This is a genomic window from Alphaproteobacteria bacterium (genome assembly GCA_024244705.1).
GTDB lineage: Bacteria > Pseudomonadota > Alphaproteobacteria > JAAEOK01 > JAAEOK01 > JAAEOK01.
The window spans coordinates 129,791-145,344 of sequence record JAAEOK010000077.1; the positions used below are offsets into that span (position 1 = coordinate 129,791).

Genomic DNA, 15,554 nt, shown 5'->3' on the forward strand with positions numbered 1-15,554 from the left:
CTTATCGCGGCGGACGCGACGCGGCCCGGAGCCCGATGACGGCCTGACCGAAAACCGCCGACAAGACGATGGCACCGCCGATCAGCGACGTGATATGCGGGGTTTCACCGAGGAACAGCCACACCCACAGCGGCGACAGAACGGTTTCCGTCATGACCAGCAGGGCGACCTCGGCGACCGGCACATATCGTCCGCCGAGGGTCAGCAAGATCAACGCGCCGCTGACCATCAGGCCGCCCATCAAGACCAGCAAGACCAGATCGTGACCGCTGACCGCGAAGTCTTGGGTCATGAAGGCGGCGAAAACGGCGGTCAGGAGACCGCCAAGAAAGGCGGCCGGCATAAGGTCGGTATCGCCGGCACGACGCAGGATGAGGAACATGGCCGCATAGGCTGCCGGCAGCCCGAGCGCGATCAGATCGCCGAACCAGGTGCCGCCGCCGATGCCGCCGCCGATCATCAGCGCGACACCCGCCAAGACGGCGGCGATGGCGACCCAGGTTACCGGCGACACCCGCTCGCGCAAGAGGGCCCAGCCCAGAAGCGCCGCAAACAGCGGGCTCGCGCTCATGATGAATACGGTATTGGCGACAGTGGTGTTGATGATGGCGAAGACGAAGAAACTGAATTGGATCGCGACGAACAGAGCGTAGACCAGTCCGAGCGGGCCGATGCGGCGAAAGCTCTCGACGACCCGGCCGCGATTGCGGACCAGCAGAAACAGGCCGACCACGGCCGACGATGCCAGCGAGCGATAGAACAGGATCTGCCAGCCGTCGGTTACCTCGAGGTGGCGGATCGCCAATCCCGTGAAGCTGAAGCAGGTGCCGGCGCCGGCGACCATGGCGACGCCGAGCGCATAGTGTGGGCCACGCAGCGGCGGCACCGCGGACGGAGAGGCGGAGTCGGCCAAGGATCCCCCTGATCGGTATGAGCCGATTATGACTTAGCCGCCGCCGTGCCTATGCGCAATTGGGGATTTAGCGGCCCTTCGCGTCACAGACGGACGCCGCGGAGACGAAGCGCGTTCGATATCACCGACACCGACGACAGGCTCATCGCCGCCGCGGCGATCATCGGACTGAGCAGCACGCCGATAAAAGGATACAAGATGCCGGCCGCGATCGGAACGCCGACCGCGTTGTAAATGAAGGCAAAAAACAGGTTCTGCCGGATATTGCGCATGACCGCGCGGCTGAGATGGCGGGCCCGCACGATGCCGTCGAGATTGCCTTTCACGAGCGTGATGCCGGAGCTTTCGATGGCGATATCGGTTCCCGTGCCCATGGCAATTCCGACATCGGCGGCGGCCAAGGCGGGCGCGTCGTTGATCCCGTCACCGGCCATGGCGACGACCGCTCCGGCCTCCTTGAGCGCGGCCACCACCGCACCCTTGCGGTCGGGCAGCACGTCGGCCTCGATTTCATCGATGCCGAGCCGCCGCGCGACGGCTTCCGCCGTCTTTCGGTTGTCGCCCGTCAGCATGACGATACGCAGGCCGTCCGCCCGCAGCGCCTCCAGCGCCGCCGGTGTCGTTTCTTTAACCGGATCGGCGACCGCGATGATCCCGCCCAAGGCGCCATTCACGGCGGCATAAATTACCGTCGCACCCTGGTCGCGCAGTCGATCGGCGGCGGCATCGATATTGTCCACGGCGACGGCTTCGGCTGCCATCATGGCGGCGTTGCCGAAAGCGATTTCGACGCCGTCGACGCGACCGCGCACGCCTTTCCCGGCGGCCACGGTAAAATCGGCGGCCTCGGTGAGGGCCAGCGATTTTTCACCGGCGGCTTCGACGATCGCCGCGGCCAAGGGGTGCTCGCTGCCCCGTTCCAGACTGGCAACCCGGCGTAGCAGCGTATCGCCATCGCCATCGACCGGTTCCACCGCGACGACCTTCGGCCGCCCCTCGGTCAAGGTGCCGGTCTTGTCGACGACCAGGGTATCGATCTTTTCCATTCGTTCGAGCGCTTCGGCGCTGCGTATCAATACGCCCGATTGCGCTCCACGGCCGGTGCCGACCATGATCGATACCGGGGTCGCCAAACCGAGCGCGCAGGGACAGGCGATGATCAAAACCGACACCGCGGCGACAAGCGCGAAGCTGAGGCGGGGCTCGGGCCCGAAGGACAGCCACAGAAGGAATGCGACGACGGCGGTCGCCACCACGCCGGGAACGAAAAGGCCAGCCACCTTGTCGGCCAGGCCTTGGATCGGCGCCCGCGAGCGCTGCGCCTCGGCGACCATCTGAACGATCCGCGACAACATGGTATCGGCGCCGACCTTGGTCGCGCGCATGGTGAAGCCGGCGGCACCGTTGAGGGTGCCGCCGACGACCGCGTCGCCGGCGCCCTTCGACACCGGCAGCGGCTCACCGGTGATCATCGATTCGTCGATATGGCTTTCGCCATCGGCGATTTCGCCATCGACCGGCACTTTCTCTCCGGGACGAACACGAAGGATGTCTCCCGCCGCGACCTCTTCCAGCGGCACCTCGTGATCCACGCCGTCACGGACCACGCGCGCCGTCTTGGGCGCCAGACCCAACAAGGCCTTGAGCGCCCGCCCCGTATTGTCGCGGGCGCGCAGTTCGAGGACCTGGCCGAGGAGGACCAGGACGATAATTACCGCCGCCGCCTCGAAATAGATCCCGACCGTGCCGTGAGCGCTGCGAAAATCGTCCGGAAATATGCCCGGCGCCACCGTCGCCACCACGCTAAAGGCGAAGGCCGCGCCGGTGCCCAAGGCAATCAGTGTGAACATATTCAAATTGCGCGAAACGACGGAAGCCCAACCGCGCTTGAAGAACGGTGCCCCGGCCCACACTACGACCGGCGTCGCGAGGACAAACTGGATCCACTGCGAGATCGCCGGCGGAAGAAATCGATCGAAGCCGAGCATGTCGCCGCCCATCGCCAGCACCAGCACCGGCGCCGCCAACGCCGCCCCGATCCAGAAGCGGCGCGACATGTTGACGAGTTCGGGTTTCGGCCCCTCTTCGAGGGTTACCGTCATCGGCTCCAAGGCCATGCCGCAGATCGGGCAATCGCCGGGCCCGTCACGAACGATCTCCGGGTGCATTGGACAGGTCCATTGCGGGCCGGGGGGCGCGTCCGGCGCGGTAGCTCGCTTTCCGGTCAAATAGGCTTCCGGATCGGCGATGAATTTCTCCCGGCAATTCTTGCCGCAAAACGCATATTCGACGCCGCCATGGCCATGCCGGTGCTGGGCGGTCGGCAAGTCGACGGTCATGCCGCAAACCGGATCCTTGGCTTGGGCCGCCGCCGCGGTCTCATCGCCGGGGGAGGCTTGGGTGTGCACGTGAGTCATTGTTCAGCTCCCTCGGCCGCACGGTAACGGTCATCGATCGTCTGTTGCCGCGTCGCAATCTCGTCGAGCCATCGGCTCATGATATAGGCGATGGAATCCCAAATCTGCTGGTCGGACATTTCGCCCTCGAAAGCCGGCATGTCGCTCTGGTAGTCGGAACCGGCGAACTTTTGTGGACCGTATTTGGTTAGCTCGAACAGAACCATGTCCGGGTGATGCCAGCTATGTCCACTCTCGTCGTGAGGCGGCGCCGGTAACCGGTCGTCCGCATTTCGGCTCTGCCAGTCGGGTTGACCTTCCAATTGGGCACCGTGACAAAGCGCGCAGCGGTCGGCATAGAGGGCCTCGCCGCGGGCGACCTGCGCGGAATCGGCTGGGTCGGCTTGCCCGGCGATAGCCGGTTTCCTGTTCATCGTATACAACGCGACTCCGGCTACGACGGCGACCAAAACCGCGACGGCGATCAAAATTTTCATCGCTCCACCCCGGACAAATCGTCGAGGATGGGACAATCCGGACGATCGTCGCCATGGCACTTTTTTGCCAGGTCGCTCAAGTTGGCGCGCAACGAGTGAAGCTCCTCGATCTTGCGATCGATATCCGCCACCCGCCGCAACGCGATGGCTTTGACATCGGCACTGGCGCGATTGCGATCGCGGTAGAGGGCCAACAGGTCACGGCACTCAACGACGGAGAATCCGAGCCCGCGGGCACGGTGGACGAAGCGCAGGATGTGAATGTCTCGGGTCTCGAAATCGCGATAGCCCGACGCGGTGCGATTGGGGGCATCGATCAACCCGACGCCTTCATAATAGCGAATGGTCTTGGCGCTGAGACCGGACCGCACCGCCGCCTCGCCGATGTTCATCGCTGATCTCCTCGGTACGGCCCGACACTCGCCGCACACCCACATATATAAACCTTCCAGTTACTGGAAGGTCAAGGTATCGGCGAAAATCTTGTGACGTCTAATTCGATTGATCGGGGCTGCGGATTCCGGGGTCGGTGACCAGCAGTTGGCGAAGGACCAACGCGTCGGCGCGGCCGCTCGCCGGCAACCCCGCATCGCGCTGAAATCGGGTGATTGCCTCGCGGGTTCGCGGCCCTTCGTCGCCGTCGACGATGCCGACGTAGTAGCCACGCTTCTGAAGTTCGATCTGCACCTCTTCGACGAGGCCGAGATAGACCGCACTCGCCTGCCCGGGCGGCGTATCGCCGGCGTAGACCTTGGGCAGGACGAATTTCATGTGATCGAGGAGTTCCTTGCTGGCGACACCGGTGACCGGCAGTCCGGCATCACTCTGATAGGCGCGGATAGCGGCAACCGTTTGGCTTCCCATGACGCCGTCCGCGGGGCCCGGTTGATAGCCGTGCGCGGCTAATTCCTCTTGGATTCCAATGATATAAGCGCGCCGCATCTCGGCGTTCATGGCGTCGACCGGGGTGATCGTGATCTGTGCCAGGGCGGCGACGGGACGGGCCAGGACCGGCGCCTCCCGTGTGTACCCCTGGCCGTTCGCGGCGGCGGCGGCACAGCCGAGCAGAAACCCGATAGCGGCGGCGATGAATCGGAACAGAACCATGGTATTCATTCGGAGCGCTTCATTTATGGAAGATTTGCCTCATATCTGTATCCCACGTCATCCTATCTTCCCAGGCTGAACCGGAACTGAATGACCGCCATCCCGCCCGATGCCGCCGACGCCTTACGACCACAGTCGCCCGGCGTGATATTCATGGCGATCCTGGTTGCCGCGACGGCGCTCAGCCCGATGGCGATCCAGATCTTCCTGCCTGCCTTGCCGGCGATCCAGGCCGAATTCGGTGTCAGTGCAGGCGCCGCGCAACTGACCCTCAGCCTATCGATGGTCGCCATCGCCCTGGCTACCCTGGCCTACGGTCCGTTGTCCGACCGCTTCGGGCGGCGTCCGGTAATGCTGACCGGGATCGCCATCTTTCTTGCCGGCAGTCTGCTGTGCACGTTGGCGTCGTCCGTGACCATGCTGATCATCGGCCGCATCATCCAGGCCGCCGGGGGAACCTGTGGCATCGTGTTGTCGCGCGCCATCGTCCGCGACGTCTTTCCGCAAGACCAGGTCGCCCGGGTGATCGCCTATATCACCGTGGCGATGGTGGTGGCACCAATGCTGTCGCCGGCGGTCGGCGGCGTGTTGACGGACTATGTCGGGTGGCGGGCGAATTTCGCGTTCGTCGGATCGATCGGAATCGCGGTTCTCATCGGCGTCTGGCTGCGGCTGGCCGAGACCAACGAAGATCGCGCGCCACGCGGCGGTGCACTGGGAATGATCGGCGGGTTCGCGGTTCTGTTGCGGTCGCCTCTGTTCAACGGCTATGCCCTACAGAGCGCGTTCCTGCTCGCCGTATTCTTCACCTATGCCTCGGCCGCACCCTATTTGATGGTCAATGTCCTCGGCCGACCGGCAACCGAGTATGGGCTCTACTTCATCCTCGTGTCGCTTGGGTTCATGGCTGGCAATGTGACGGCGGGCCGGCTATCCGCGGTTCTGGGGATCAACCGTTTGGTGATCGCGGGCACGGTCATATCGCTCCTCGCGACGCTGGTCGCGGCCGGACTTGCATTGTCGGGAATCTGGTCCCCGTTGGCGATCTTCGGGCCGGGTGTGTTTATCGCGTTCGGCGGCGGTGTCGCGATGCCCAACAGCCAGGCCGGCGCGCTCAACGTCAACCCGAAATTGGCCGGAACCGCCGCCGGGTTGTCCGGGTTTCTGCAGATGTTGATCGCCGCGATATTCGCCCAGACCGTCGGCCATCTTCAAAATGGCACGCCCTATCCGATGATCGCGCTGATGCTGGCCGCGTCGCTGCTGGCGTTGATTTCGATCATCCTGGGATGGCGCTATGGACGGGAGCGGCATTTTGCCTGAACCCCGCCCTCGGCGCGGCCGGCGCCCGAAGCGTTTGTTTTCGCTCGCGTCACACTATAATTCACCGCCGACAGACGGAAGGGGCAAACAGTGATGCGAAACCTGCGCGTTGATGGCTCGCGATTGTGGGACAGCCTGATGGAAATGGCCAAGATTGGGGCCTTGCCCAATGGCGGCTGCGGACGCTTGGCTTTGAGCGATGAGGACAAGGTCGGCCGCGACCTGTTCGCCGCATGGTGCGAGGCCGCCGGTTGTTCGGTCGCCGTCGACCGTATGGGCAACATTTTCGCGCGCAGACCGGGTCGCGACGACAGCCGGCCGCCGGTGGTCACCGGCAGCCATCTCGACACCCAACCCCATGGCGGAAGATTCGATGGCGTCTATGGCGTGCTCGCGGGCCTCGAGGTCGTGCGCGCGCTGAACGATGCCGGCATCGAAACCGAGAGCCCGATCGAGGTGGCGGTGTGGACCAACGAAGAGGGCGCGCGCTTCGCGCCGTCGATGGTCGGATCGGCGGTTTTCGCCGGCGCCTATTCGCTCGATAAGGGGCTGGCCTGCGCCGATGCTGACGGGGCGACGATCGGCGCGGAACTCGGGCGCATCGGCTATGCCGGCGAGCGGCCCTGTGGCGGCACCGCTGTCGGCGCCTATTTCGAGGCTCACATCGAGCAGGGACCGATCCTGGAATCGGAAGACAAGACGATCGGCGTCGTCACCGGCGGGCAAGGTCTCTACTGGTATGACGTTTCGGTAGGCGGCCAGGATTCCCATGCCGGCACGACGCCGATGCCGCGCCGCCGCGACGCGATGACCGCAACCGCGGCGATGATCATCGCGCTGCGTGACATCGCCCTCGACCACGCACCGGATGGCGTCGCCACCGCCGGTGAGATGGCGGTATCGCCAAATTCGCGAAACACCATCGCCGGCCGCGTCGATTTCACGATCGACCTCCGCCATCCCGACGATGCCGTCCGCCATGCCATGGATCGGGCGCTGCGGGCGGCTTTGGAGCGGATCGCGGCCGAGCACGATGTCGAGGTTACGGTCGAGGTCGTCGCCGACACGTCAGCGGTGGTATTTGACGCCGAGTGCGTGGGCGCCGTCCGGTCCACCGCCGCGGCACAGGGATACAGCCATCGCGACATTGTATCGGGTGCCGGGCATGATGCCTTCTTTCTGTCGCGCGTCGCGCCGACGGCGATGATCTTCGTTCCCTGCCGCGATGGGCTCAGCCACAACGAGGCCGAAGATGCGGCACCGGCAGATCTGGAGGCGGGGTGCAACATCCTGCTTCACGCCATGCTCGATCGCGCCGGCGTCGCTTGAATCCCGGCCGCGGTTCGAGAATACGATGGATTTGACCCGCCGCCTCGTGATCCGCGCGCTCGCCGCCGCCGGCGCATTGACGCCCTGTGCCGCGATGGCGCGGCTGTGGCCGTCTGACGAGGCCCGCGCGCGCGACGCCCTGGTGCGCTTGTTCACGAACCCGGAAGCGGCGGCGGCAATCGGCCGCAACTGTGACGGCGCGCCGGTTGCCGTAACGCTGCGCGCCCTCGCTTGCGACCTCCATCTATCCCTCGATGGCCTCGCCAGGCTCGAAATTACGGCCTTGCGGCGGCGACTCGGCGATCGGATCAAGTCCGACTTTGCGCACAATATGGTGGTCGACGTCGCGGGTTGGCGGCTCTCGCGCACCGAGGCCCGGGTCTACGCCGTCGTCGCCAAACGCGCATGAGCGTTCGCAACTGTCCGCATTCGACACCACGAATGTCTGATTAGGGTGCAGGCGCCGGCCTAAAGGCGGGTCAATTGGTAGGCTGTGCCGGGCAGGCGATGCGTTCGCGCGACTGTCGGGAATGCTTAGACACCATCAATGGCCAGCAGCATTGCCAAGCATGAGAACCAAAAACCGTTCGTTATCCCGACTTCCCCAGTGTCCCCTTGGCTTCAATCTTCGAATAATGCCAATCGCAAACGCAAACGCCCGGCCGCTGGCGGACCAAAATGGTCCTGGCTTCTCTGATTCGTGGAAATAGACTGACGGACCGAACGCACGCTGTAAACCGTTGAAGCCCGAATTCTGCGATTGGGCGTAACGATTTGCCGCCACCTGTGGCCAATTTGCAACAGATCGGATTGGGCCCTGTCAGCGCACCATCTTCGTCAGTTCGCTGCTGGCATCCGTAAATCCCAGCAGCGACAGGTCGAGCCGGCCCTGTTGGTCGCCGAGCTTGAATGATAAAATCAGCACATTTCCGGCCTTCATCGCCGTCAGGAGTTCGGCCGAGACTTGCCCGACGACGAGGCATTTCAGATCGTCGCAACCGCGCACGTCGCCTTCGCGAACCGGCCCATCGTCGACGGCGAAGCGGACGCCGAACTCACGGTCGATCGACGGCAGCAGCTGGAATATGAGAAACGGCTTGTTCTCGGCACCCATATAACGCAAGCCGACGGCGGCGAGGACGGTGTCGTCCTCGGGGTTGCGGACATCGTTGAAGATATAGCATACGGTCCGATTGTCGGCCGCCGCTCCCGCGGGGTCGGTGTCGGTTTGGGCCGGCGCCGGAACCTCGGTACATGTCAGCTTCCAATCCTTGTAAACCACGGCTTGGCCGGCGGTGGTTTGGCCACGGCCATCACCTGCGGTCGCAGCAAGAGCGAGTACGGCGGCGACTACGGTCGTGACTGCGGTCAAATATCGGTGCATGGACAGGCGGATCCTTCGAGTCCGTTATTTCAGGGTCCGGCGGTTCGGCACGCCTTGACGGCCGATGACGGGGTTCGCCGACTTCGCATCCTCCGCGGCGGCGTCGCCTGCTCCCGATATCGCGGCCCGCGGATCGACGTCTACCGCAAGCGTATCGGCGAAATCGGCGCCGGCGATGGCGCCGATATCGGGGTTTGGGGTATCGGCCATCGAAACCTCATCGGCGCGCCGGCCGGAGACTTCCCCCTCACACCAGCGCCGCCACATCATGCGGTAGGCGGCCTCGAGATTACGGGCGAATTTCGGTCCGTCGACGAGCGGCGACCGGGCGACTGTTTGGCGCAAGTCCCGACGCAGCCGAGCCAACGCGGGCAGGTCGGCGGAACGCCGGACGGCCGCGGCGAAATAGTGCTCTTCGGACCCGACGATCCAGTCGCTCAAGCCGACATTGCTGAGATGGGTCGCGGCGTGGCGCGCGGCCAAGGTCTCGCCCGGCATGGTCAGGACCGGCGTCCCCATCCACATCGCCTCGCACGTCGTCAACCCGCCGGTATAGGGGAATGGGTCGAGGGCGATGTCGATCTCGTTGTAGGTATCGAGCAACAGATGGTGCGGCGACGGCGGGCGCAGATCGACGCGATCGGGCGTGATTCCATGGTCGGCGAATTTCCGCATGAAGCGATCGCGAACGGGCCGCTCTTTCAGCGACTTGGTCTTGAGGATGATCCGCGAGCCCGGCACCGCACGCATGATCCGCGACCACAGCGCAATCACCTGCGGCGTCACCTTGGCCAGATTGTTGAAGCAGCCAAAGGTTACATAGCCGTTACGCGCGGCCGGCAATGGGCCGACATCGGGAGCGTAGCCCGGCGGATCGAAGCAGACATAGCCGTCGGGCAGCCGGACCAGCTCTTCGACGAAGTGTTTGTCGAATCCTTCCGGTGATTGAACCCAGTCGGTGATCAAGTAGTCGATCGTGCTGAGGCCGGTGGTGTTGAACAGGCCGCCGATCCACTTGACCTGAACCGGCGCCGGCTTGCGGGCCAGAACCATGAGCCGCGCCCCGCTGCCGTGCCCGGCGAGGTCGACCAGGATATCGATCCCGTCGCGCCGAATCATGGCCGCCGCGGCGCGGTCGTCAACGCCGGTCAGCGAGCGCCAGCCCTTGCAATATTTCTTGATATCGCCCGTCACGGCATCGACGCGCGGGCTGGTGGAATAGCAATAGGTCTGGTATTGCGCGGCATCGCCATGGCGAAGCGACGGCGTGATCATGAAGCCGACCGGGTGGCGGCGAAATCCGCCCGATAGATAGCCGACCCTGATCGGACGGTTCGGATCCAGGCTGTTGGCGTGCGGCAGGATCTCGCGCGCGAGCGAGCGGACGAAGCGGCGGTCGAACTCGATATGAGCCCGATATTGGGTCTCCGGCGTTATCTCGGGATTGTATTGCTGGCACAGCAACAAATTGCTGTGCGCCATGACGAAGCCAGGATTTTGCCGAAGCGCCATCTTGTAGCATTCGATGGCGTCGTCGAGGCGGCCGTGATCCTGCAACGCGTTGCCAAGGTTATTGTGGGCCTCGGCGTAGGACGGGCGGATCACGATCGCCCGGCGAAAGGCGCTTATCGCGCTCCCGGTCTCGCCCTTCTCGGAAAACGCGTTGCCCAGACTAAGAAAAGCCTCGGGCAGGTCCGGCTCAAGCTCAAGGACCCGGCCGAGGGTGGCGACCGCTTCATCCGCCTTGCCGCCCTGGCGCTGGGCGCCGGCCAGTTCCATCAGGGTGACGACGCTGTCGGACACGAGCGCGTCCGCTTTGGTGAAGGCGGCGATGGCCGCTTTGGCGTTGCCGAGCATCTTTTGGGCGCGGCCCAAGTGAAGATGAGCTTTGGCGTAATCCGGCGTCAGCTCGACGGCACGCTCGAGTTCGGTCATCGCTTGCCGGAAATCGCCCTTCTCGCACAACGCCTTGCCCAAGTTGGCCAGGGCGATCGTGTAATCGGGCCTGATTGACAGCGCACGGCGGTAACAGACAATCGCGTCCTCGCGGCGACCCGAATTGTCGAGACAGGCCCCGAGGTTGAGATGGCCTTGGGCATTGTCTGGATTGCGCGCGACGACCTTACGGAAGGCCGCCGAGGCGTCCTCCAATTTTCCCTGATGGTTGAGCAGGTTGCCCATATTTAGCCAGGCATCGGTGTTGTCGGGATCGAGTTGCAGGATGCGGCGAAGCAGCCGCTCCGCGTCGGTCAGCCGGCCGGCATTCTGAAGGTCCACCGCCTCGCCGAGGGCCTTCCGTTGGTCGGGTGGCGACAGAACGCGATTCTGCGCCGCCCTATTGCCCTGCTTGACTGGTGTCCGGTCGCTCATCGACCACCCAAGAGCGCTATGTGTCCATGTAGAAGCAATTCTGTTGCGGGTTGGGCGAGACGGCTCGCGAGGCGCCGTCCGAAACGCGATGCCGAAGCATCGGGTGAGGGCGGCAACGACGCGGACGCCCGCCCAAACGCAACCCTGTCGGGTCGGGGCCTGTTTCGCCATGACGGCGTCAACCGCCTCGACCGTATACCGGATACGCTGTTCGGCGCCTTCCTGGTCATGGCAAGAAATGCCTCCGGCAGAATGGTTCTACATGGACACATAATGCTCTAGCTTGATCGCACGGCGTTGTCACCGCGATCGGCCGACGCCGCAAGATTCACGTGGCGACGTCGATAGCGTCGATCAAGCCGTCGCGCGTGAACTCAATGCGCTCGTGGCCATGGACCTTGATGGACTCGCCGCTATCTTGGTCCGTCGCCCGCATGACGAAGCCAAAGCCGATTGTGCGGGGTCCCGTTTCGCCGTAGGTCGGAACCTTCCAGACCACATCCGGGAACCGCTCGAAGAAGCTCCCCATCATGGCTCCGATGGCTTCGCGCCCAACATGCTCTCCGACCCGCGACGAACGGTAAACCGCACCGCTATCGAACATCGGCAGTATCGCGGACAGATCGTGGGCATTGGAACGCGCGACATAGGTCCGCGCCAGTTCGAGATAGTCTTGCTGCGGCACGGCGTTCAATCTCCACCCGCCTCTGGTGCAATTGCTTTCCTCAGGTTGCCTTTTAACACAGCACGCCCCGATCGCGGGAGACCGCGGTGCCATTGGCGAATCCGATTAACCCGGTCGATAGCCCGGACCAAGTGCGCACGACAGACGGCGATCATGGTGACGGCATTGCCAACGTGCCGTTCATTTATTTAGAATGCGTATCATGCGCAATAACAACTAATTGAAATGCTTCAATCAACCAGGGTATCGCTGACGGCCGACCGTGGAGGTCGACGCTAGTGCGCGAAATGAATCAGTGGAGCTATCGAATGAAGTTCTCATGCCGTCGGCGAGCATTCGCGCTTTCCCTATCGACCCTATTCGCCGTCCTGTATTGGCCCGTCGGCGGGGCAGCGCAAAACGGCGAAGAAATTTTCCGTCAAGAGGATGTCGAGGATGTCCTCGAGGAGACGACCGAGCCGAGCCGGACCTATCCGTATGTCGACTTCGGTGTCCTCGTCGAAATTCAAAACGACCATACTTACCATTCGGACGATCCGGGCGCCGAAATCAACGACCTGTTCACAACCATCGAGCCTGTCATCGCCATTCATCTGTTGCCCGGCCTGTTCATCGAGGCCGCGGGGGTGGCGGAACCGGTGTTCGATCCAGCGCCATTCGAAGACCGGTACTTCGGCGACGAAGGTCTCTTCGTCGAGGTCCTTTCTCTGAATTATGAAGGAGAATGGTTCGGTGCCGTCGGCGGCAAATTCACACCCGATTTCGGCACCGCCTGGGATCTGGCGCCGGGTATCTACGGTGTCGACTTCGCCGAGGATTACGAACTGACCGAGCGCATCGGTTTCGGCGGCTCGATCACGCTCGATGGCAGCCACATTGGCAAACACACTTTTTCCGGCAGCACCTTCTTCCTCGACAACACCATCCTCAGCGAATCGGCCTTTACCAACCGTGGCCGCACCCACGTGTCGGACGGTGGGCCGAGCAACACCGGCGACCTGTCATCATTCGTGCTGGCGCTCGACGGCGCCGAGATTCCAGGGCTCGACGGTTTTGCGTACCACGCGGGATTCGCCTATCAGGACGTAAGCCAGCCCGGCGAGGACACCGAGATTGGCTACGTGCTCGGTCTGAACTGGACCGGCGAAATCGGCGATGGGATCGAGGTGACGCCGATCGTCGAGGGCGTCTATTTCGAGAACGCCGACGGCGTCTGGGGCCAGGACCGTTACTATGTCACGGCTGGAATCGGCGTCGGATATGACCAATGGAACGGCGCTGTCTCCTATACCGGACGTACGACGTCGACAAGCGGCATGCCCGATGTGGACGACGTGTTGCTGCAGGTCAGCGGCGGCTATTTGTTCGATTTCGGGCTCGCCGCCGATGCCGGATGGGCATGGAATCGCGAGGACGATGTCGACAATTTCATCGTCGGACTCCTGTTGGCGTACGAATTCGATCTTTGTCTCGGCTGCGGCGAATAACCGTCCGGAATGCTTTGGGCCATGGCCTTTCGGCCCGGGGTCGGCGATGATCGCGCTGATCCACGAATGAATGAGCCGAGCGATGACCTGGATTCGCACCATATCCCCTGACGAGGCCTCGGCGCGCCTGCGCAAGACCTACGATCGCATCAAGGGTGCCGACGGCCATGTCGACAATATCATGACTGCCCACAGCCTCCGGCCGCACACGCTCGACGGCCATATGACGCTGTACAAATACGTCCTCCACCACGGCGGCAACACGCTGCCCAAGGTGCTGGTCGAAAGCATTGGCGTCTATGTCAGCCTGCTCAACGGCTGCGCCTACTGCGTCGAGCACCATTTCGCCGGCCTGACGCGCCTGTTGGAAGACGCCGGCCGGGCGGCGGCGGCCCGCGACGCGTTGGAGGCCGACAGGCCGGAATTGGCCTTCACCGGCCGCGACCTGGCCGCCCTGCATTACGCGCGCTGCCTGACCGTGGCCCCGGCGACGATGGCCGAAAGCTCGATCGAGGATCTACGGTCGTCCGGCTTCGACGACGGCGAGATCTTGGAAATCAATCAGGTTGTCGCCTATTTCGCCTACGCCAACCGCACCGTGCTCGGCCTCGGCATCACCACCGACGGCGACACCCTCGGCCTGTCGCCACATGCGTCCGACGACCCCAACGATTGGAGCCACCGCTAGCCCTACCCGGCGGCAAGTCCTCCACCTACACGTCGAGGGTGTGGTCGCGCTCCCACTGGCTGAGGTGGCGGCTATAACGATCCCACTCGCCCATCTTCAGCTTGACGTAGCTGTCGATGTTGTCCGCACCCATGGTCTCGCGCAGCGTCTTGCTCTTGGCTGTCAACCGCAGTGCGTCGAGCAAGTTGAGCGGCAGTTTCTTCGCCCCCCGCGCCTTGTGGGCTTCGGTATACATGTTGATATCGAGGCGCTTGCCCGGATCGCGCTTGTTCTCGATCCCGTCGAGGCCGGTAGCCAGCAAACCGGCTTGCAGCAAATACGGATTGGCGGCGCCGTCCATGAGCCGGAACTCGAACCGGCCGGGATCGGGAATGCGCACCATGTGGGTGCGGTTGTTGCCGCCGTAGGTCACCGTATTCGGCGACCAGGTCGCGCCCGAAAGCGTCACCGGGGCGTTGATCCGCTTGTAGCTGTTGACCGTCGGGTTGAAGATCGAACACAGCGCCTCGGTCGAGTTCAGCACGCCGCCGAGGAAGTGATAGGCCAGCTTCGACAGGCCCATCTCGTCCTTGCGATCGTGGAACAGGTTCTTCTTGCCGGGATTGTCCCAGATCGACGCATGGCAATGACAACCGTTGCCGGTCAGGTTGAGGAACGGTTTGGGCATGAAGGTGGCGCGCAGGTCGTTCTTCTCGGCGATCGACTTGACCATGAACTTGAAGAAGGTATGCCGGTCGGCGGTCTTGAGCGCGTCATCGTAATCCCAGTTCAGTTCGAACTGGCCGTTGGCGTCCTCGTGGTCGTTTTGGTAGGGCGACCACCCCATTTCGATCATTGAATCGCAGATTTCGGAGATGACGTCGTAGCGGCGCATCAGCGCGGATTGGTCGTAACACGGCTTTTCCTGCGTGTCGTGCGGATCGGAGATGCGGTCGCCGGCGGGATCGATGAGGAAATATTCCGCCTCGATCCCGGTCTTGAGGCGGTAGCCTTTCTTTGCCGCGCGCTCGAGCTGGCGCTTGAGCATGACGCGCGGCGAGGCCTCGACCTGAACACCGTCCATGTAGAGATCGGCGGCCAGCCACCCGACCTCGGGCTTCCACGGCAACTGGATCAGGCTGTCGGGGTCGGGCACGCCGAACATGTCGGGATGGGCCGGCGTCATATCGAGCCAGGCCGCGAAACCGGCGAACCCGGCACCGGCCTTCTGCATGCCGGCGATCGCCCGCGCCGGCACCAGCTTGGCCCGCAGGACGCCGAACAAGTCGACGAAGCTGACGAGGAAATATTTGATCTTCTTGGTCTTTGCGACCTGTCCCAGATTAACTGCCATGGTTGTCCCCCTGTGTCCTATGCGCCGCCATCGGTTGTCGGC

14 protein-coding genes are annotated in these 15,554 nt (G+C 63.5%); 5 read left to right on the forward strand and 9 right to left on the reverse strand.

Going from position 1 to position 15,554, the window contains the following annotated elements; translation table 11 throughout:
* Position 1: 1 nt before the first annotated feature.
* The 5 genes from GY791_14230 to GY791_14250 form a co-directional block, all read right to left on the reverse strand.
* Positions 2-913 carry an EamA family transporter gene (locus GY791_14230; protein MCP4329581.1) on the reverse strand — a complete coding sequence of 304 codons (912 nt, stop codon included), beginning with the start codon at positions 911-913 and terminating at the stop codon, positions 2-4.
* 83 nt (positions 914-996) lie between these two features.
* Positions 997-3,330: a cadmium-translocating P-type ATPase gene (cadA, locus tag GY791_14235; protein ID MCP4329582.1), complete on the reverse strand. Its 2,334-nt coding sequence runs from the start codon at positions 3,328-3,330 to the stop codon at positions 997-999.
* Positions 3,327-3,806, reverse strand: a complete 480-nt coding sequence (locus GY791_14240) for a cytochrome c (GenBank protein ID MCP4329583.1) — start codon at positions 3,804-3,806, stop codon at positions 3,327-3,329. The genes cadA and GY791_14240 overlap by 4 nt, the downstream gene beginning before the upstream one ends.
* A complete protein-coding gene (gene cueR, locus GY791_14245; protein ID MCP4329584.1) occupies positions 3,803-4,198 on the reverse strand; it encodes a Cu(I)-responsive transcriptional regulator in 396 nt (131 codons plus the stop codon). The genes GY791_14240 and cueR overlap by 4 nt, the downstream gene beginning before the upstream one ends.
* Positions 4,199-4,298: 100 nt before the next feature.
* Positions 4,299-4,922 carry a peptidoglycan-binding protein gene (locus tag GY791_14250; protein MCP4329585.1) on the reverse strand — a complete coding sequence of 208 codons (624 nt, stop codon included), beginning with the start codon at positions 4,920-4,922 and terminating at the stop codon, positions 4,299-4,301.
* An 81-nt stretch (positions 4,923-5,003) separates the two neighbouring features.
* Between GY791_14250 and GY791_14255 the strand changes: the two genes are divergently transcribed.
* The 3 genes from GY791_14255 (at position 5,004) to GY791_14265 (ending at position 7,974) form a co-directional block, all read left to right on the forward strand.
* Entirely contained in the window at positions 5,004-6,236 is a 1,233-nt protein-coding gene (locus GY791_14255; GenBank protein MCP4329586.1) for a multidrug effflux MFS transporter, read from the forward strand.
* Positions 6,237-6,329: 93 nt separating this feature from the next.
* Entirely contained in the window at positions 6,330-7,565 is a 1,236-nt protein-coding gene (locus GY791_14260) for a Zn-dependent hydrolase (protein MCP4329587.1), read from the forward strand.
* Positions 7,566-7,590: 25 nt separating this feature from the next.
* Positions 7,591-7,974: a hypothetical protein gene (locus tag GY791_14265; GenBank protein MCP4329588.1), complete on the forward strand. Its 384-nt coding sequence runs from the start codon at positions 7,591-7,593 to the stop codon at positions 7,972-7,974.
* Positions 7,975-8,385: 411 nt separating this feature from the next.
* On the opposite strand, the gene GY791_14270 is transcribed toward GY791_14265, so the two are convergent.
* From GY791_14270 to GY791_14280, 3 genes are all read right to left on the reverse strand, one after another.
* The gene (locus GY791_14270) at positions 8,386-8,949 is read right to left on the reverse strand and encodes a hypothetical protein (GenBank protein ID MCP4329589.1); all 564 of its coding nucleotides are present in this window, start codon (positions 8,947-8,949) and stop codon (positions 8,386-8,388) included.
* A 24-nt stretch (positions 8,950-8,973) separates the two neighbouring features.
* Positions 8,974-11,319, reverse strand: a complete 2,346-nt coding sequence (locus GY791_14275; protein MCP4329590.1) for a tetratricopeptide repeat protein — start codon at positions 11,317-11,319, stop codon at positions 8,974-8,976.
* Positions 11,320-11,647: 328 nt separating this feature from the next.
* Positions 11,648-12,004, reverse strand: a complete 357-nt coding sequence (locus GY791_14280; GenBank protein ID MCP4329591.1) for a nuclear transport factor 2 family protein — start codon at positions 12,002-12,004, stop codon at positions 11,648-11,650.
* A gap of 308 nt (positions 12,005-12,312) precedes the next feature.
* Between GY791_14280 and GY791_14285 the strand changes: the two genes are divergently transcribed.
* Entirely contained in the window at positions 12,313-13,491 is a 1,179-nt protein-coding gene (locus GY791_14285) for a hypothetical protein (protein MCP4329592.1), read from the forward strand.
* Between the two features lie 82 nt (positions 13,492-13,573).
* Positions 13,574-14,179 (forward strand): peroxidase-related enzyme, encoded by a 606-nt coding sequence (locus GY791_14290; GenBank protein ID MCP4329593.1) that lies wholly within the window; start codon positions 13,574-13,576, stop codon positions 14,177-14,179.
* A 25-nt stretch (positions 14,180-14,204) separates the two neighbouring features.
* Here the strand turns inward: GY791_14290 and glnT are convergent, their stop codons facing one another.
* The gene (glnT, locus tag GY791_14295; GenBank protein ID MCP4329594.1) at positions 14,205-15,512 is read right to left on the reverse strand and encodes a type III glutamate--ammonia ligase; all 1,308 of its coding nucleotides are present in this window, start codon (positions 15,510-15,512) and stop codon (positions 14,205-14,207) included.
* Between the last annotated feature and the right edge of the window lie 42 nt (positions 15,513-15,554).